18 protein-coding genes, 1 tRNA gene and 1 pseudogene are annotated in these 18619 nt (G+C 70.1%); 8 read left to right on the top strand and 12 right to left on the bottom strand.

Annotated features, from left to right (window positions below; all coding sequences use genetic code 11):
- Positions 1–23 precede the first annotated feature (23 nt).
- The 4 genes from MYK68_RS04590 (at position 24) to MYK68_RS04575 (ending at position 4697) form a co-directional block, all read left to right on the top strand.
- Positions 24–1037, top strand: a complete 1014-nt coding sequence (locus tag MYK68_RS04590; protein ID WP_247866532.1) for an AurF N-oxygenase family protein — start codon at positions 24–26, stop codon at positions 1035–1037.
- Positions 1038–1092: 55 nt separating this feature from the next.
- Entirely contained in the window at positions 1093–2577 is a 1485-nt protein-coding gene (locus tag MYK68_RS04585; protein WP_247866531.1) for a 4Fe-4S binding protein, read from the top strand.
- A 153-nt stretch (positions 2578–2730) separates the two neighbouring features.
- Positions 2731–3015, top strand: coding sequence for a hypothetical protein (locus MYK68_RS04580; RefSeq protein WP_247866530.1), 285 nt, complete (start codon positions 2731–2733; stop codon positions 3013–3015).
- Positions 3012–4697: an alpha/beta hydrolase gene (locus tag MYK68_RS04575; protein WP_247866529.1), complete on the top strand. Its 1686-nt coding sequence runs from the start codon at positions 3012–3014 to the stop codon at positions 4695–4697. Before MYK68_RS04580 ends, MYK68_RS04575 begins: the two co-directional genes overlap by 4 nt.
- Positions 4698–4707: 10 nt before the next feature.
- On the opposite strand, the gene MYK68_RS04570 is transcribed toward MYK68_RS04575, so the two are convergent.
- Entirely contained in the window at positions 4708–6129 is a 1422-nt protein-coding gene (locus MYK68_RS04570) for a carboxylesterase/lipase family protein (protein ID WP_247866528.1), read from the bottom strand.
- Positions 6130–6222: 93 nt separating this feature from the next.
- On the opposite strand from MYK68_RS04570, the gene MYK68_RS04565 reads away from it, so the two are divergent.
- Positions 6223–7188 (top strand): GmrSD restriction endonuclease domain-containing protein, encoded by a 966-nt coding sequence (locus MYK68_RS04565; RefSeq protein ID WP_247866527.1) that lies wholly within the window; start codon positions 6223–6225, stop codon positions 7186–7188.
- Here MYK68_RS04565 and MYK68_RS04560 read toward each other — a convergent pair.
- Together MYK68_RS04560 and MYK68_RS04555 are read right to left on the bottom strand one after the other, a co-directional pair.
- Positions 7140–8237, bottom strand: coding sequence for an AI-2E family transporter (locus tag MYK68_RS04560; protein WP_247866526.1), 1098 nt, complete (start codon positions 8235–8237; stop codon positions 7140–7142). The two genes, MYK68_RS04565 and MYK68_RS04560, sit on opposite strands and share 49 nt — an antisense overlap.
- Positions 8238–8758: 521 nt before the next feature.
- Positions 8759–10102, bottom strand: coding sequence for a PQQ-binding-like beta-propeller repeat protein (locus tag MYK68_RS04555; protein WP_247866525.1), 1344 nt, complete (start codon positions 10100–10102; stop codon positions 8759–8761).
- A gap of 143 nt (positions 10103–10245) precedes the next feature.
- On the opposite strand from MYK68_RS04555, the gene MYK68_RS04550 reads away from it, so the two are divergent.
- Entirely contained in the window at positions 10246–10449 is a 204-nt protein-coding gene (locus tag MYK68_RS04550; RefSeq protein ID WP_247866524.1) for a cold-shock protein, read from the top strand.
- Positions 10450–10590: 141 nt separating this feature from the next.
- Here the strand turns inward: MYK68_RS04550 and MYK68_RS04545 are convergent, their stop codons facing one another.
- The 7 genes from MYK68_RS04545 to sepX form a co-directional block, all read right to left on the bottom strand.
- Positions 10591–11070, bottom strand: a complete 480-nt coding sequence (locus MYK68_RS04545) for a hypothetical protein (RefSeq protein ID WP_247866523.1) — start codon at positions 11068–11070, stop codon at positions 10591–10593.
- A 32-nt stretch (positions 11071–11102) separates the two neighbouring features.
- Entirely contained in the window at positions 11103–11468 is a 366-nt protein-coding gene (locus MYK68_RS04540; RefSeq protein ID WP_247866522.1) for a hypothetical protein, read from the bottom strand.
- A 66-nt stretch (positions 11469–11534) separates the two neighbouring features.
- Complete coding sequence (locus MYK68_RS04535; RefSeq protein WP_247866521.1) at positions 11535–12269, bottom strand: hypothetical protein; 735 nt, start codon at positions 12267–12269, stop codon at positions 11535–11537.
- A 402-nt stretch (positions 12270–12671) separates the two neighbouring features.
- Complete coding sequence (locus MYK68_RS04530) at positions 12672–13034, bottom strand: hypothetical protein (protein WP_247866520.1); 363 nt, start codon at positions 13032–13034, stop codon at positions 12672–12674.
- Between the two features lie 310 nt (positions 13035–13344).
- Positions 13345–13417 (bottom strand) — tRNA-Ala (locus tag MYK68_RS04525).
- Between the two features lie 189 nt (positions 13418–13606).
- On the bottom strand, positions 13607–13783 hold the full coding sequence (locus tag MYK68_RS04520; protein WP_247866519.1) for a hypothetical protein: 177 nt from the start codon (positions 13781–13783) through the stop codon (positions 13607–13609).
- 10 nt (positions 13784–13793) lie between these two features.
- Positions 13794–14831 (bottom strand): divisome protein SepX/GlpR, encoded by a 1038-nt coding sequence (gene sepX, locus MYK68_RS04515; protein ID WP_247866518.1) that lies wholly within the window; start codon positions 14829–14831, stop codon positions 13794–13796.
- Between the two features lie 129 nt (positions 14832–14960).
- Between sepX and MYK68_RS04510 the strand changes: the two are divergent.
- Positions 14961–15685 (top strand): annotated as a pseudogene (locus tag MYK68_RS04510) (ABC transporter ATP-binding protein).
- A complete protein-coding gene (locus MYK68_RS04505; RefSeq protein WP_247866517.1) occupies positions 15682–16440 on the top strand; it encodes an ABC transporter permease in 759 nt (252 codons plus the stop codon). Before MYK68_RS04510 ends, MYK68_RS04505 begins: the two are co-directional and overlap by 4 nt.
- A gap of 204 nt (positions 16441–16644) precedes the next feature.
- On the opposite strand, the gene MYK68_RS04500 is transcribed toward MYK68_RS04505, so the two are convergent.
- Together MYK68_RS04500 and glp are read right to left on the bottom strand one after the other, a co-directional pair.
- A complete protein-coding gene (locus MYK68_RS04500) occupies positions 16645–17301 on the bottom strand; it encodes a GNAT family N-acetyltransferase (RefSeq protein ID WP_247866516.1) in 657 nt (218 codons plus the stop codon).
- 4 nt (positions 17302–17305) lie between these two features.
- A complete protein-coding gene (gene glp / locus MYK68_RS04495) occupies positions 17306–18610 on the bottom strand; it encodes a molybdotransferase-like divisome protein Glp (protein WP_247866515.1) in 1305 nt (434 codons plus the stop codon).
- Between the last annotated feature and the right edge of the window lie 9 nt (positions 18611–18619).

The following is an 18619-nucleotide window of genomic DNA, read 5'->3' as shown; positions in this document are numbered from 1 at the left end:
TCCGGACCGCCGAAGGGACCGACATGACCAGCACACAGCCGCGACCGATCGCGTACGAGCCGCCCGCCGATAAGGCCGGGACCGACGCCGACTACAACCAGATCGTCGAGGACCTCTCCGCCGCCTCGGTGCACCGGAATTTCGATCCCTACGTGCACATCGCGTGGGACGCCCCGGAGATGGCGATCATCCCGAACGACGAGCGCTGGATCCTCGATCCCGAGGTCGACCCGGTCGGCAAGCACCCCTGGTACAAGGCCCAGCCGATCGAGAAGCAGATCGAGATGGGCATGTGGCGGCAGTCGAACGTCGCCAAGGTCGGCCTGCAGTTCGAGTCGATCCTGATTCGCGGCCTGCTGCAGTACGCCTCGAAGCTGCAGAACGGCGACAAGCGCTTCCGCTACGTGACGCACGAGTCCAAGGAAGAGTGCAACCACACCCTGATGTTCCAGGAGATGGTGAACCGGGTGGGCATGGACGTGCCCGGCATGCCGCGCTTCCTGCGGACGATCGATCCGATCATCCCGCTGTTCTCCACCATCTTCCCGTCGGTGTTCTTCTTCGGTGTGCTGGCCGGCGAGGAGCCGATCGACCATCTGCAGAAGGACTTCCTGCGGGCCGGCGCCAACGTGCACCCGGTGATGGCCGCCGTGATGGAGCTGCACGTGGCCGAGGAGGCGCGGCACATCTCGTTCGCCCACCACCACCTGCGTGAGACCATCCCTCGCCGCAGCAAGCCGACTCGGCTCGCCCTGTCGGTCACCATGCCGCTCGTCATGCGCATCCTGTGCAGCGCCATCGCGAAGCCCCCGGCCGCTTTCCCGCGCACGTTCGACATCCCGGACGACGTCTGGAAGGAGATGTTCTGGAAGTCGGAGGACTCCGAGCGCTTCCTGATCGACGTCTTCGGCGACGTCCGCATGCTCGCCGAGCAGTGCGGCCTGATGAACCCGGTCTCGCGACGGGTCTGGAAGGCCCTGGGCATCTACGGTCGCGCCTCGCGCTACCGCAGCGAGCCCGCGTACGACGCGCACTGAGCCGAAGCACCGCAAGACGCCTCGAGGCGTCTCCGATCACGAACTGAGTGACTCCATGCCCCACGTCGTCACCCAGGCATGTTGCGGCGACGCCTCGTGCGTTTACGCCTGCCCGGTCAACTGCATCCATCCGACCCCGGACGAACCCGATTTCGGCACCGCCGAGATGCTCTACATCGATCCGGACACCTGCGTCGATTGCGGCGCCTGCGTCACCGCCTGCCCGGTCGGCGCGATCTCCCCCGGCCACCGGATCCCGGAGACGCAGAAGCGTTTCGCCTCGGTGAACGCGGACCACTACCGCGATCCGTCGCCGGACGCCGTCCGGTTCCCGGTCAGCGCGCTGTGGCGCAAGCCGCTCGCGCCGATCGAGAAGCCGAGATCGCTGCACGGCACCCCCGACCCGCTCCGGGTCGCGATCGTCGGCTCCGGGCCGTCGGCCATGTACGCCGCCGACGAGCTGCTCAAGCACCGGCAGGTCCACATCACGATGTACGAGCGGCTGACCGAGCCCTTCGGTCTGGCCCGCTTCGGCGTCGCGCCCGACCATCCGGCGACCCGCAGCGTGGTGAACCTGTTCAACACGATCGCGCAGAACCCGCGCCTGCGGATCCTGCTGAACGTGGAGATCGGCCGCGACATCACGCTCGACGAACTGCGCGAGCAGCACCACGCCGTGCTCTGGGCCGGCGGCGCGCCGACCGACCGGCCGCTGGAGATCACCGGCGTCGACCTGCCCGGCGTGCAGAGCGCGACCTCGGTCGTCGGCTGGTACAACGGCCACCCCGACTTCGTCACGGCCGGCCCGCGACTGGACACCGAGCGCGCGGTCATCATCGGCAACGGCAACGTCGCCCTGGATGTCGCCCGTATCCTCACCGCGGACACCAATCGACTCGCGGTCACCGAGATATCTCTCGATGCCCTTGCGGCGCTGCGTGATTCGCAGCTCCGCGAGGTGGTCGTGGTGGCTCGCCGCGGCCCCGAGCACGCGGCGTTCACGCTGCCCGAGCTGATCGGCCTGGCCGACGGACCGGCCCGCGTCTGGGTCGACCCCGCCGACCTGGAACACGTCGACGACGACGCGGTGCACGACATCGAGACCGCCGAGAAGATCGTGCTCCTGCGCGAGATCGCGGCCGGCCCGAAGCCGGAAGAACCGTACCTGCGGCTGGCGTTCGGCCTCACCCCCGAGCGGGTTCTGGGCACCGATCGCGCCGAGGGCGTCCGCTTCCGCCGGACGACGACCGACAGCGAGTTCGTCGACCTCGACGCCGGGCTCGTCTTCACCGCGATCGGCTACCGCGGCCGCCCCGTCCCGGGCCTGCCGTTCGACGACGCGCGCGGCACCGTCGCCAACGTCGCCGGCCGGGTGGTCGCCGATCAGCATCCGGTGCCCGGTCTGTACGTGACCGGCTGGATCAAACGCGGACCGAACGGCTTCATCGGCACCAACAAGACCGACTCCACCGAGACGGTCGCGAAGCTGCTCGCCGACGCCGAAGCGGGCCTGCTGTCCCCGGCTCCGGTCGGCGTATAGCGCAGAGGCACACCGAACACAAGAGAACACCGAGATCGACCGCCCGGGCTGTGGACAGCCCGGGCGGACTCGTCCGGCCTGTGGACAGCGCCACCCACGCGGAGGCGCGATGCGCGTCAATGGGAGGACATCGCATCGACCACGGGGGTTCTCATGAGCGAGTTCGGGATCACACCGGAGCATCTGCACACCATCGCCGACACCTGGCAGCACGAGGGGCAGACCCTCACCGGGCTGCGGTTCACGCCCGGTCTCGCGCCGGCGTTCGGGTGCGCCACGCTCGACGGGCTGCTGCGGTGCGCCGAGGCCGCCGAGCAGACGTCCGGACGCCTCGGTGACGAGCTGGCGGCCCTCGGCCGCGCGGTCGGCCGCTTCAACGCGCTCACCCAGGAGTCGGACGCGGCCGCCGCCGCGGCGATCATCGGCGGCGGGTCGTGATCAGCCTCAGCGCGGTACGGGCCTGGCCGCTGGAGCAACTGGAACCGGCCACCGGCACCGTCGACCGCGGCGCCGAGTCGATCTTCGGCGGCACCGGACGCGCGCAGTCGGCCATGTCCGGCGGCGGCGACTGGATCGGCGCCACCCACGATGCCGCCGGACGTGCGATCGAGATTCAGGCGGCCCGCGGCAAGCGCCTGGTGACCGCCCTCGAGGCCGTCGCCGCGGACGGCAGGCGCGCGAGCGGCGAACTCATCCCGATGCGCTCGGAACTGCTGAAGCTGGTCGGCGCCGCCGAGGCCGCGGGCTTCACCGTGACCGACGACGGCCGGGTGACGCACACCGCGGCCGAGCGGAGCGCGGACGCGTCGTATCTGGCGGGCCGCATCACGCCGCTGCTGCACAGGATCGGCGACCTGGACGCGGAGATCGGCCGCGGCCTGACGGAGCGGGCCGGGCAGCTCACCGGACACGGCCGGCTGATCGCCGCCCCGGGCGGCGGCTGGGACATGCCGGTCGGCGCCATCGAGGCACTCAAACGCATGCCGCCGCAAGCGCGTCGCGCGTACTGGGAGTCGCTCTGGCCGGAGGAGATCGACGTCCTGCTCGCGACGCGACCGGAAACACTCGGCAACCTCGACGGCATCCCGTTCGCCGACCGGGCCCGGGCCAACAACGTGAACATCCGCGTGGCGCTGGCCGTGGAATACGCGGAGGGCCGCGGCGGCGGATCCCGCGCCCGTGAACTCGCCGATCTCCTCCGTCCGGTGCGGGGCCGCGACGGAGAACTCGTCCCCCGCACGTTCATCGCCTTCTCTCTCGCGGGCAACGGCCGCTACATCGAGCAGGTCGGCGAGCTGCATCCCGGGGTGCCCGGCGTCGGAGTGCTGATCCCGGGGACCGGCTCCCACCTCGGGAACAGCGACAAGTCACGGAGCAAGGCGGCCGAACTGGCCGCCCGCTCGGGCGCCCCGGTCTTCGTCTACTGCGACGGCGACCTGCCGCAGCGGATCGCCCCGGAGGGCGGGCACAGCACTCTGGGCGACCCGCTGGGCGTCACCGGCACCGCGGTCGACCCGGGACCGGCCGCGACGATGGGCGCCTCGCTGGTCGGCTTCGGCCGCGCCCTCGACGCCGAGATCGCCGCGCAGGCACCCGGTGCGCCGACCACCTACATCGGCCACTCGTACGGCGGTTCGGTGCTCGGCACCGCCGAGCAGTACGGTCTGCGCGCCGACAACGTCGTCTTCGCCTCCTCCGCGGGCATCGGCGTCGCCCACACGCCGTGGCACGACCCGAACCCGGACGTCCACCGCTATTCGATGACCCCGCCCGGCGATCCGATCCACGTGGCGCAGCGGTACGGCGGCGCCGTGCACGGCGGCGATCCGGACTCGGTGCCCGGCGTGCAGCGCCTGGACACCGGGTTCTACGGTCCGCACGGCAAGCATCCCGGCGCGCTGGTCGCGGGGATGGACGCGCACTCGGCGTACCTCGAAGATCCCGATTCGACCGCGTTCGGGAACCTGGTGACGATCCTCCGCGGCGAGACGCCGACCCCCTACGTCGATCGTGGGCCGGACATCCCCGGCTCCGAGCGCACGGCGGGGGCGCCCGGTGGCGTGTCGGGGATGCCGATCACCGACGTCGCCGGGATGCTGGCCGGACTCCTCGTCCACTGACTCCGGCGGGTCAGGCGAAGCGGTGGATCTCCCCGGCGGGCCAGCCGGGATCGCCGGTGACGGCGAAGCGGACCCAGGCGCCGTGCATGTCGTCGGCGACCCGCTGATCCGGCTCCGGTCCGGCGAGCCGCTCCGCATCGGCGAGGTGGTCGAAGACGAACGGGATCTCCACCGCGTGGCCGGCGCGGATGTCGGCGACCGGGCTCGGGGAGTCGAACTCGAACAGGTACGTCGCCGAGTCCGCCCGCAGCTCGGCGATCGCCCGCGTCGGCAGCGCGAACGCGACCGCGGTCAGCGCCGCGCACAGCGCGTCGCCGGCCGACTCCCCCGCGGCCAGGCGGGCATCCAGGTCGGCGGTGTCCATATTCGAGCGCAGCAGCATGCCGCGGGCCAGTTCTGGAGTCGCCATCGCGGCCACCCCCGTCGGAACCAGGAAGAAGCGGAACTCGTCGGCGTTCCAGCCGGCCAGCAGCGGCACACCGCGCCCGGCGCCCGCGGCGATCGAGGCCACCGGGACGTCCGGCAGCACCGCACCGTCGAGCACCGGGAACACCCCCATGATGCCCATGCCCTGGTCGACGACGGTGCGGCCCCAGATCGCCGGGTCCGGGTTCAGTGTCAGCTCGAGCGCCGCCTGCGTCTGCGCGGAGAGCAGTGCCTCGCGGGACAGCGAGGCGAGGCCGTCGACGTCGGCCGAGACCCCGGCGATCTCGGCGATCCGCGCCGTCACCCGGCGCGCATCGGCGGGGTCGGCGGCGATGTGCCCGCCGCCGCTCTCCATCACCGCCTGCTGGAACAGCCCCTCGGCCAGTGGCGAGGAGAGAAGTGACGCGACGCTCATCGCGCCCGCCGACTCCCCGAAGATCGTCACCCGCGCGGGGTCGCCGCCGAAGGCGGCGATGTTCTCGCGCACCCAGGTCAGCGCGGCGATCTGGTCGAGCAGACCGCGATTCTCCGGAGCCCCGTCGACCGACCCGAAGCCGGGAACACCGAGCCGGTAGTTGATACCGACCGCGACCACTCCGTCGCGGGCGAAGGTGTCCCCGGCGTACATCGGAAGACGATTGGAGCCGCGCGCGAACGCCCCGCCGTGAATCCACACCATCACCGGCAGCCCGTCGGCATTCGGGTCCGGCGTCCAGACGTTCAGGTTGAGGTAGTCGTCACCGAGTTCGATGACGTTGTCGAGGATCGCGGCGATCGGTGCCGGATAGCCGACCTGCGGCGCGGTCGGGCCGTACGACGTCGCATCGCGGACTCCCGTCCACGGCTCGGCGGGGGCCGGCGGCTCGAAAGCCGCCCGGCCCGTCGGCGGTGCGGCGTACGGGATCCCGAGGAAGGCGCTGATGCCGCCGGTGGTGGTTCCGCGGATCTCGCCCGCGATCACGGTGACGACGGGCTGGGTATCGGAGGAATTCTGGTCGAGGCTCACGATTTCGGACCCTACGCGTCGATCCGCGATACTGGGGCGAGAGTCTTCAGTTACCCGGGGGTCGGAGTGAAAGTCACTGCTCGACGACGTGTCGTGCTCGCCGCAGCGGTCGGCGCGGTGCTGTCGCTGTCCGGCTGCGGCCCGCAGGACACCATGCAGGCCGCGGACTCGTCGTCGGCCGTTGCCACATCCGGTACGGACCGGACAGCGGACACCACCACCGCGGCGGCACCGACGAGCCGGGACACCGGGAGCGCCGATCAGGCCGCGACCGCCGCACTGACCACCCTGGGCACGCTGCCGGTCAAGGGCCGCGCGCCGAAGACCGGGTACGCGCGCGACCTGTTCGGCCAGCGCTGGAGCGACGACGTGAACGTCGAGTTCGGGCACAACGGCTGCGACACCCGCAACGACATCCTGCGCCGCGACCTGACCGGTGTCGTCGCGAAGGCCGGCACCCGCGACTGCGTCGTCGCCGCCGGCACCCTCGATGATGCGTACACCGGCAAGACGATCGCGTTCACCCGGGGCGAGTCGTCGTCCGCGGCGGTGCAGATCGATCACCTGGTGGCGCTGTCGGATGCGTGGCAGAAGGGCGCGCAGCAGCTGTCGTCCGACGAACGGCGCGACTTCGCGAACGACCCGCGCAATCTTCAGGCCGTCGACGGTCCCACCAACCAGGCCAAGGGCGACGGCGATACCGCCACCTGGCTCCCGCCCAACCGGCGCTATCGCTGCACCTACGTGGCCCGGCAGATCGAGGTGAAGGCCGCCTACCGGCTGTGGGTGACGCCCGCGGAGAAGGCGGCGATGACGCGGGTGCTCACCGGGTGCGGCGGTACCGCACCGGCCGACGAGAACACGTCGACGACCACCCCCGGCGAGACGCCCGAGACGCCGCGGCCCCGGCCGCTGGTGGAGACCCCGCAGGCCGGCGGCGACGTCTACTACGAGAACTGCGCGGCGGTCCGGGCCGCGGGCAAGGCGCCGCTGCTTCGCGGCGAGCCCGGCTACTCCGCCAAGCTCGACCGTGACGGCGACGGTATCGCCTGCGAGTGATCGGCCCGGCGGCGTCGACCGACCGCCTCCACCGACTTCACGACGGCCGCGAGCACCGGTGCGCCCAGGACCATCCCGAGCAGACCGGCGATGGTGCCACCGATGATGGTCGCCAGCAGCACCGAGATCGGATGCAGCCGCAGCGACGAACCGAGCGCCCACGAACTGACCGCGCTCTGGATGGTGCCGTTGGAGATCAGGAAGGTCACCGCCATGACCGCCGCGGCCGTCGTACCGCCCGATCCGAAGGCGATGATCACCACGAACGCCCCGGCGATCCACGCCCCGAGGAAGGGCACGAAGGAGAGGAAGAAATACAGGATGAAGATCGGGATCGCCAGTGGCACACCAAGGATGAACAGCGGGATCATGAAGATCGGCGCGGTGAGGACGGCGGTGATCGCGGTGCCGCGGAAGTAGCCGCGGATCGACTGGCGGGAGATCTCGGTGACCTCGTCGACGGTGCCGAGGTCGAGGTGTGCGACGGTGGCGAACCAGGCGGCGAACCGCCGGCTGTCGCGCAGGACGAAGAACAGGAAGAAGACGCCGAAGAAGACACCCATGACGAGCGAGATGGTGCCGTAGAAGGTACTCGTCACCGCGCCGAGGACACCCGAGCCGACCGCGGGGGCCACGTCGTCGAGCGCCGCCCGGCCGCGCTCCATCCAGGCATCCTCGATGTCGAGCGTCTCAACCCACTTGAGGAGACTGTCCCAGCCCGCGGTCAGCTGGGCCTGGATCTCCGACCACTGATCGATGAACCCGAAGACGACGATCGCGATGGTGCCGGCGAGGACCGCCAGCGCGACGAGCAGCGTGATCGCCGTGGCCAGGGAGGTCGGGCAGCGATGCCGCTCCAGGAACCCGACCATCGGCTCCAGCACCACGCCGAGGATCACCGCGACCGCGAGCGGGATGAGGATGCCGCTGACCGCGGCCAGAGCGAGGAAGACCACCACGATCAAGGCGATCACGCCCAGCGCCGACCACGACAGCACGCCCAGCCGTTTGATTCGCCCGAAGGCCGCCTTCTGCTCGGATCGATCCATCGCCACAGTCCCCCTCGTGTCCGGCGCCGAGTGAACCACGGCCTCAGCACTCTATGCCGAAGCTCAAGGACTACTCAAGGGTCCTAAGTCGCGATACGGTCCGCACCCGGATCCGCGCGAGTGAACAGCGCGTGACCGGAGGATTTCGGTCAGACTGACCCGATCCGGCGATCGCCGGGGTTTCCGGAGGTGAAGCGCCGCGAACCGGTCCTCACGGAAGCGGGTATGGGTGGCATCACATGACGCCTCCAATGTGATTCGGCGCCGCACTGCAGAGCTGAAAGCGCTTGGGGTGCAACGCTTTTCTCACATCGAACGATGTGCTTCACCCCAACGAAAGGAAACACCATGTTCCCCGCCCTGACCCAGTTCTTCGACAGCTTCACCGTCTTCGGCGGCGACCTGCTGCACATCGCCATCACCCTCGGCCTCGGCGGCTGATCGCCGGACCGCATTTCCTGTCGGAGGATACTCACGCCGTTCGCCCCAGCCGGGGTGGACGGCGTGAGTCTATTCGGGGGTCAGGACAGGCGGCCCTCCGTGCCGTAGAGGCCGCCGCCGAACGCCGCCGCACCGTCGAGCGGGACGCGCCAGCGCTGGTGGACCGCGTCTCCCGGGCGGTAGGCCACCACCGCGGAGGTGTCGACCCGGCCGTCGCTGAAGTAGGTCAGCATCGCCAGGTCCTCACCGTCGGTGCCGAGCACCGGCGAGCACGGGATGGCGCCCCCGGACCCGTTCGCGGCCGCGAAGGCGTAGCAGTGACCGGCACCGGCGTCGACCAGCACTTGCTTGCCCACACCCCACACCTGGATCTTCGACGCGTCGCGTTGCGACACCGTCTTCTTCCAGAGGTTCCGCTTCTGCGCGGGGTCCAGTGCCACGACGACGACGTCACGGTCGTCGCGTTCTTCGAGCACCACCGGGACGGGGGCGGCCGGAAGCGGCCGGTACGCGAGCCCGGCGTCGAACCGGTCGTCCCGGGGTACCGGCGACATGGTGACCGCCGCGAGCCGCTGCCCGCCTTCGGCCGACACCGCGCCGGGCAGCGCCGTGCCTCGGCCGTCGAAGAACCGGATCGCGTTGCCGCCCCGTTCGAGCGCGAAGCCACCCGGATAGCCGAGGTAGCGCACCTGCTGTCCCTGCTTGACGGTGATCTTGACCAACTCACGGCCGTCGTCGGCCGACCGGACGATGCCCTCGCCGTCGGCACCGGGCTTCTTGTGGAGTTCGTAGACCGTGTGCGCCCCGGGCGAGGCGACGAACGAGTCGCCGCTCGCCCGCCACACGACGGTGCCGTCGGTACGGAAGCGGGTGGGCGGACTGTCCGGGGACCAGACCAGGAAGCCGTCGCCCACCGGGTAGCCGGCCGCCGCGCCGGTGCCGGTCACACGCTGAACCACCTTGCCCGCGTCGAGGTCGAGGAAGAAGAGTTCCGGGCCGTCCGGCCCGCCGACGGCGCACAACGCGCGGGCGTCGTTCACCAGGCAGTCCGGCACGGCGGTCTTCTCGCCCAGGCCGATGGTGGCGATCCGCTCGCCCGTCGTCGCCCGTACGACGGCGAGTGACCAGGCGCTGAACGGGTCGTCCCGCAGTGCGTAGAGCACGCGGCGGCTGTCGCCCCCGACCGGTGCCGCCACGAATTCCGGCTGCTCGGCGGGGAAGGTCCAGCGCATGGCCGGCTGTGCCGTCAGGGACGACAGTTCCGGGGTCACCGCACTGAGCGGCGACGGCGGCTGCTTCGCCAGTTCCGCCGCCCGGCGGGCCGAAGCGATCAGACCGGCCACCATCAGCGCCACCACCGCGAGCACACCGAAGACGAGCAGTCGGCCCCGCCATGTCGAGAGCAGCTTCCGCAGGAAGTTCACCCCGGACACGGTACCGTCGCAGGCCGCCGACCAGCGTTCACCAAGAAATCTGCGTCCCGGTCTCCCAATTCCGGGCGAGACGTGACATAGTGAACCGGGGCCAGAATCTTGGTCTGACACTCTGAAGAAGGCAGTAAATAAGCATGGCACAGGGAACCGTCAAGTGGTTCAACGGCGAAAAGGGCTTCGGCTTCATCGCTCCCGACGGTGGTGGCGAGGACGTCTTCGTCCACTACTCCTCGATCTCCGGTAGCGGCTTCCGCAACCTGGAAGAGGCTCAGCGCGTCGAGTTCGACATCGAGCAGGGCGCCAAGGGCCCGCAGGCGACGAACGTCTCCGCGGTCTGAGACCGATACACCCAGAACGCCCCGGTGATTCATTTCACCGGGGCGTTCCGGCATCTCCGGGACTCGCAGCCCGCGAAGGCCCGGGGCTGATGACCCGATCGTGGGCACCGCCGACGGACCTCCCCACGGCGTCACCGGACTTCAGGGACCGCCGACCCACGTCTCGCCCCCGCACATGATCGCTTTGCCGCTCGGATCCTGGGCGACGCGGTCGACGGAGATGTCGCACGGCTCGCCGATGTCGTGGACCTCGCCCGAGTTCTCGGCGTGGCCCACCCAGACGTAGCCGCCGTCGGCGCCCATGTAGTTGCAGACCAGGCTCTCCCCGTCCGCCGCCGTACCGAAACTCCGCGCTTCTGACTCCAGACACGGCCCGCCCTCGACCACCGTCGACCCCGTCGGCACCGGCGGCGGCACATAGGCCGTCTCGGTGGTCGTCGATACCGGCGGCGGGGCGGGAGCCGTCTCGATGACGGTCGCCGTGGCCCCCGCCGGCGGCGCCGCATCCCCGGTCCCGCGGTGCAGCACGACGATGGTCACCACCACGGCCACCGCGATCGCCAGCAGTGTGGCGACGATCGCGAGCAGGATCGTCGTCGAGCGGTCTCGGGACGCCATCATCGATCTCTTTCGGTAGTCACGGGTGGGCGTCGCTACGCGGCACCCCGCGCCAGGCCCCGGGGTGCCACGAATGTTCTCCAGCGGCGCCGGAATCGTCGTCCGAAGCCTTTGAACCAGTTGTCGTCGCCACGGTCGTAGAACGTCTTCGCGACCCACAGACCCATGATCAGCAACGCGGCGTCCAGACCGAGCGACCAAGGACCCGCGCCGCCGGCGAGATCGTCGGCGAGCCCGATCAGGGCCCAGACCGGCACCGCGAGCACGGTCACCGCGCGCACCGACGCGAGGACATATCGCCGGTGACTCCCCGGCACCGACCTCGTGTGCAGGATGTTCGCCATCAGGTCGATGACGACGACCGGCAGCAGAACGCATTGAACGATCAACACCGGATCCATCGCTCCCCCCTTCACGGTGTGTGTTATGTCATGACAGTACGACGCACCTCCGACAACGCTCCCCGGTCAGAGGCCGATCGCCTCGGGATGGTCGTCGATCCACGCCTGGCTGGCCTTCACCGCGCGGCGCAGGGCGATCCGTTCGCCGAGGTAGGTGGCCGGGCCACCCAGCAGCGGCACCCAGCCGAGGTGACTCAGCAGTGCCGGCGACTGCGGCCGCGCACCGAGCGCCTTCTCCAGTTTTCGCAGGCCGGTCGCGATGTCCCAGAGACCCTTCACGACGGCCGTGGTCAGTTCCCCCGCGGATGACGGAAATTCGCGCGGCGGCGCGTGGTCGATGTCGGACCCGTCCACCTGGCGGCCGAACAGGACCGCACCGAGCAGAGCGATCTGGTCGCTGCGCCGGACCACGCCGTATTCGCGGCCGGCTGCCAGCACGATCAGCGCCTGACTCGCGGCCCCGAGGAGCGGGCCGACCGGGAGCTTCTTGGTCCACGCGCCGAACATGCCCGGGAAGGCCACGCCGAGCGTGCTGAGCGCCCCGACCCGGCCCACCCACCAGTCGATGCGCTCCTGCAGGTTCAGCTTCTCCCAGCCTGCGGTACCCGGCCAGTCCGCGATGGTCAGCGCGGTCGCCGTCACGTCACCGAATCGGGTCGGGATCAGGTCGTACCAGCGGCGGCCGAAGGTTCGCGGCTTGAGGTTGAGCGGGTCCGACGTCGCCAGGATATCGAGGATCGGGTCGGCGACCGACGCCGCCCGGTCGAGGATCGTGGCGATCTGCGCGTCACTCATAGCCATGGCGCCAACCTACCGGGGCCGCGCGTCGAAAGTGCTTCGGTATGTGCTCGGCGTGAGCCCGATGACTCGGTGGACGTGCTGGAGCGACATGCCGGCGCGCGGATCGGTCCTTCCGGAGGAAGAGACCGACCGCCGGGATGCGCTGCGGCTCAAACAATCGAGCCGTCCGGCTGGGCGTATCCGGCAAGCCGGGATATGGAGAACTCCCCTGTTCTGATCTGCCTCGTTCAGATCCGAGCACGCTGCCGACCTGGCACCTCGCCGTCGCCTACTCCGCGACTGGACCGAAGCCCACCTGTCCGGCAGGTGCCCGACCAGCGACCTCGTACAGATCGTCACCGGCTCGCGCAGCGCGATGGAGGCCGACCCAACGGCCGGGCGCTCACCGACCGAAAGACGGACTCAGTCGTCGCCGCCGTCCTCCCCACCCTTCTTCCCCTTCTTGTCACCTTCGGTATTGCTGCCGCTACTCCTGCCGTTGTCGTCGCCGCTTCGAGCGATGCTCATCCCGAAATACGCTGCGGCGATCGAGACCACGGGAGCGACGACAACGCCCATCAGCGCGGTGACACCCTCGACATTCGTCTTGGTCTCACTCTTGGTGACGCCGTCCTCGATCACCGTCGTCGTGACCTGCATCGCGTCGACCGAAATCCACATCATGAGGACGAGCGCGGCCAACGCGAATGTGACCACCCACAACCCTGTCCGGATCCGGCTGTTCCCGCGCTTTCGCTGGAACCACAGCTTCCAGAATTCGGTCATGATCGCCCCTTCCTCGCAAAGTGGTTCTCGGATCATAGGTGCGGGCCCTCGTCACCGGTGACGACTTCGGAAGACCGGTTCGCGAAGGATGCCGGACACATCACCGTGCTCGACGGACGGAAACAGTCGTGCCCGCCCGCGAAGAGAAGCTGCGCTCCGTCCGGGAGTGTCGTCTCTGCGACGCCGACCGGGAGACCGCGCACCTCCGCCGCACCCGCCCCGGTCAGTCCGTCGACCGGAAGTCGGGACGGCGACCGCCAATCCGGCATAAAAAAGCCGCCCACCTGTGTGGACAGGTGGGCGGCGGATGTGGAGCTAAGGGGAATCGAACCCCTGACCTACTCGATGCGAACGAGTCGCGCTACCAACTGCGCCATAGCCCCGGATCTCACTCTCGCGAGCGAACCGGAGACCAGTGTAACAGCGTCTCCGGGAGGTCCAAATCGGGGTCGGTCGCCGACCGGGCGGGCGTCGTCACACGGCGCCGGCAAAGCTCAACGCCGCTGGTCAGGTAGGACCAGCGGCGTTGAAGTCGGCGTGAATGACGGACGTGCGCCAGCGGCGCGGAAGGGTCAGTCCTCGTCTTCGGCGTCGGCTGCGGCGTTGCGCTCGCGGGCGATCTCGATGGCACGACGGGCGTCGTCCTCGGTGGCGTACGGACCCATGCGGTTCAGGGCGTTGGGCACCTTGCCCCGGCTGACCTCACCGGTCGCGACGTCGTAGTACCAATCCCCATCGGTTGCACTCATGCCACTCACCTTAGACGGCGCGTCGGTACTCGTCGTCGTCCGCCACCGACTCGGCGTACGAGAAGTCGTAAACGGGCAGGTGGTCGAATGCCGGGTCCTCGTCGTCGAGCTCTACCACGATCATGCCGCCGGGGCGACGACGCGGCGGCGCCGCCGGACGGGCCGGGATCGCCTCCTCCTGCTGACGGCGAACCCGCTCGTCCTCGGCGGCATGCCGGCGCAGCCGCTCGGCGCGCTGCGCCCGGTACTGCTGCTCCTCCAGCGCGGTGCGCCGCAGGAAGTACAGGTACAGCCCGCTCAGCACGACCATCGTCGCGGCCGCGATGTAGCCGTACGGCTGCCAGAAGAAGCAGCTCGCGATCGCCAGCACCGTCACGGCCAGCAGCCCGGTGACGGTACGACGCCGCTCCGCGTACCGGCGCGCGTCACGCTCGGCGATCCGGTCCGGCGTGTACGACCCGCGGCCACGCAATTCCCGCGGCGTCGGCCGCGCCGCCGGCGCCGGCTCGTCTAGTTCGTCCAGGTCGTCGGCCTCGTCGTCTATCCGGTCGTCGGCGTCGTCCTCGGCCTCCGCGTCGAGATCGTCCTCGTACTCGTCGTCAAGGTCCTCGAGGTCGTCGTCGAACTCGTCGTCGAGGTCGGCGCCGGCCTCGTCGTCGAGCTCGACCTCCGCGTCCAGGTCCACCTCATCGGCCTCGATCGCCTCATCGGCATCGACGGCGTCGAGCACGTCGGTCACCTCGGCGTCGACGGGAGCGTCGGTCCGGGCCTGCGTCGCGGTTTCGGTCTCCTCCGGCACGTCGTCCTCCTCGATCACGGCTCGTTTCAGAGCGGGTTCCTCGCGCTTGCGCACGTAGTCGGGATTGCTCGGATGACGGCCGGCGGAACGACGGCGCACCGCGGCGCGCTCACCGCCCCGATGCAGAACGCGGGTATTGGCGACCGCTTCGGTGGTCTTCCGGACCTCCGGACGACCGCGCAGCACCATCGGCAGCAGGATGAACAGCCAGGCGACGATGAGGAAGATCCACAGCACCGACGAGTTCATGACGCAGCCTCCGCTTCCTTTCTGGACCGACAATCGACCACCCTTCAACCTAGGTGCGCACTCCCCGATCGCGGTGCAGGCGCGCCGTGGCCCCGGCGAATCGGCACCCCGGTGATCTACCGTGAAGAAATGAGCACTCCGGACGCCGCGGTCGTCGCACGAGGAGTCACCGTGCGGCGGGGCCCGCATCTCGCGCTCGACGACGTCTCCGCGACCGTTCCGCGCGGGTCGATCACCGGGCTTCTCGGTCCGTCGGGGTGCGGGAAAGCACCCTGATGCGGGCGATCGTGGGCACGCAGAGCCACGTGGACGGCACGCTGACCGTGCTCGGTCTGCCCGCCGGAGTGCGTGCGCTCCGGTCCCGCGTCGGGTACGTGACCCAGGCGGCCTCCGTCTACGTGGACCTCACCGTGCGCGAGAACATCGCGTATTTCGCACGGCTGCAAGGCAATTCGTCCGGCGTCGACGACGCACTCGCCGCCGTCGACCTCACCGGCGTGGCACGACAGCGCGCGGCGAACCTCTCCGGCGGCCAGCTCCGCCGGGTCTCCATCGCAAGTGCGCTGGTCGGCGCGCCCGAACTGCTGATCCTCGACGAGCCCACCGTCGGCCTCGACCCCGTGCTCCGTGCCGATCTCTGGCAACGCTTCCGGCGCCTCGCCGACGACGGCACCACGCTTCTGGTCTCCAGCCACGTGATGGATGAGGCCGACCACTGCGACGGCCTCATCCTGCTCCGCGACGGCAGGCTGGTCGCGACCACGACCGCCGACAAGATGCGCGTCCGCACCGGATGTTCCAGCCTGGACGCCGCCTTCCTCGATCTCATCACCCACGGCGGTGACGCCGCGTGAACAGCCTCCGCACCACCGGCGCCACCACGCTGCGGGTCCTGCAGCAACTCCGTGCCGACCCGCGCACCGTCGTCATGCTGCTCGCCATCCCCGCGGTACTGCTGACCCTGCTCTACTACATGTTCTCCGGCCTGCCGCAGTTCCCCGGCCAGCCGAGCACCTTCGACCGGGTCGCCACCGCGATCCTCGGAATCCTGCCGTTCGTGGCGATGTTCCTGGTCACCTCGATCGCCATGCTCCGCGAACGCAGCTCCGGCACCCTCGAGCGCGTGCTCTCCACCCCGATCAGCAAGGGCGCGCTGATGGGTGGCTACACCCTCGCGTTCGCACTGTTCGCCGCGGTGCAGGCGTCGGTCGCGTGCGGGCTCGCGTTCGGCGCCTTCGATCTGACCGTCGCCGGGACGGTCGGCGGCGTGATCGGCGTCTGCATCCTGGTCGGCGTGCTGGGCGTGGCGCTCGGACTGCTGTGCAGCGCCTTCGCGCGCACCGAGTTCCAGGCGATGCAGTTCATGCCCGCGCTGGTGTTCCCGCAGCTCTTCGTGTGCGGGCTGTTCGTGCCGCGGGCGCAACTGCCGACGTGGATGCAGTACCTGTCCGATGTCATGCCGCTCACCTACGCGGTGCAGGCCCTGGAACAGATCCGCGACTACGCGGCGCCGACCGGGCTGCTCTGGCGCGACATCGGGATTCTGCTCGGGTTCACGGTCGCCTCGCTGGCCCTGGGCTCCGCCACGCTGCAACGGCGCACCGACTGAGACCGGTACCCGGCGCAACTGTCCCTACCGTGGCGTAGGAATCGGCGGGTCGGAGCGCGACCTGGGCAGATGACGTGTGATGACGACGGTCGGCCGATCTACGCCACAGTACGGTCACGCGGGGCGGGTACAGCGCGGTCTCGACGGAGATGTCGGTCGACCGGCATGACGCGCACGACCAGCCAAGCGCACGCCCCCACTCCGCTACACGGCCCAGGCACGACCCGCCCGGATCAGGGTCTGAGCCGCCGTGTCGGTCACCTCTTCGACGGTCAGGGCCACCAGCAGGTGGTCGCGCCAGCGGGCGTTGACGTCCATGTACCGCTTGAGCAGGCCCTCCTCCCGGAAGCCGGCCTTCGCGAGCACCGCCTGCGACGCGCCGTTGGTCGGTTGCACGGTCGCCTCCAGCCGGTGCAGCCCGACCGGGCCGAAACAGTGATCGACGCCCAGGGCCACCGCGGCGGTGGCGACGCCCTTGCCGCTGACGTCCTCGTCCACCCAGTAGCCGATCCAGGCGCTGCGCACCGCGCCGCGCTGGATGTTGCCGACGGTCAACTGCCCGGCGTAGCGCCCGTCCACCTCGATCACGAACGGCAGCACGTTCCCGCGCCGCGCCTCGGCCTTGAGAACCGAGTGCAGCGGCGTCCACGACGACGGCTGGTGCCTGCGCGCCCACGACCCCTGCGCGGTGGGTTCCCACGGCAGCAGCAGGTTCTGGTTCTTGATGCGGAGCCGGCTCCATTCGCGGCCGTCGCGCGCGCGGATCGGCCGCGCCGTCACCACGCCAGCGGCGGTGCCGATCGGCCCCAGTGTCGCGGGCCAGCCGGGATGGGAGGGTGAGTCGACCAGCCAGCTCAGCATCTCGTCAGCCGCGCTGAGCCAGGAACATGACCTCCACGCGGTCGCCGGTCTCGAGTTCTTCGACGTCCTCGTCGACGATGATCAGGCAGTTGGCCTCCGCGAGTTCGGCGAGCAGATGCGAACTCCCCGTGGGAGATTCACCGATGACCTGGACCAGGTACTCCCCCGAGCGCTCGTCGCGCATCAGCTGTCCGCGAAGGTAGCCGGTACGGCCCACGACCGACGCGATCGGACCGACCGTACGCGCGGTGACCGTGCGCCGCTTGGGCTGGCGCTTCCCGAGGGCGATGCGGATCAGCGGCCGGACCATCACCTCGAAGGTCACCAGCGCGCTCACCGGGTTGGCGGGCAGCCAGAACACCGGGATCTCGTCGCGGCCGAGCCGGCCGAAGCCCTGCACCGAGCCGGGGTGCATCGCGATCCGAGCGATCTCCAGGTCGCCCAGGTCGGCCAGCGCCTCGGCGACATCGCGCGAGGCCTCGCCGCCGACGCTGCCGCAGATCACGACGATCTCCGAGCGGATCAGCTGCGCCTCGACGGTCTCACGCAGGCGGTCCTTGTCGCGGCCGGCGACGCCGACGCGGTGCACGTCGGCGCCGGCATCGCGGGCCGCCGCGGCCAGTGCGTAGCTGTTGACGTCGTACACCTGACCGGGACCGGGATCGCGATCGATGTCGACCAGTTCGTTGCCCACCGAGATCACCGCGACCCGCGGTCGGGGATGGACCAGCACCCGGGAACGACCGACCGCGGCCAGCAGCCCGACCTGCGCCGGACCGATCACCGCGCCCTCGCGCACCGCGACATCGCCGGGCATCACGTCGTCACCGATGCGCCGCACGTATTCGCCGCTCTCCACCGCATGCCCGATCATCACGCGCTGGTCGCCGCCGTCGGTCCAGCGCAGCGGCACCACGGCGTCGGCCAGCGTCGGCATCGGCGCACCGGTCTGGACGCGTACCGCCTGCCCGGGCTGCAGCCGGATCGGGGTGCGCGAACCGGACTCCACCTCGCCGACCACCGGCAGGTGCACCACCAGATCGTCGCTCTCGTCGGGCCGGGTGACCTCGATGCCACCGCCGTCCAGGTCCGCCATCTCGGCCGGCGCCGGCGTCCCGGCGAGCACCACGTCCACGGCGCGCACCGCATAGCCGTCGACCGCCACCTGATCGAACCCGGGCAGCGGATCGGTGGTCACCACCTCCTCGGCGCACAGCAGACCCTGTGCCTCGGAGATCGCCACCTGGACCGGTCGCGGAGCCACCACCGAGGCGGCCACCAGGCTCAACTGGTCCTGCACCGAGCGCATGTTCTCTCC

The organism is Gordonia sp. PP30 (assembly GCF_023100845.1).
Lineage (GTDB): Bacteria > Actinomycetota > Actinomycetes > Mycobacteriales > Mycobacteriaceae > Gordonia.
The sequence above is the reverse complement of the archived record's forward strand: the minus strand, read 5'-3'. Positions and strand labels throughout refer to the sequence as shown.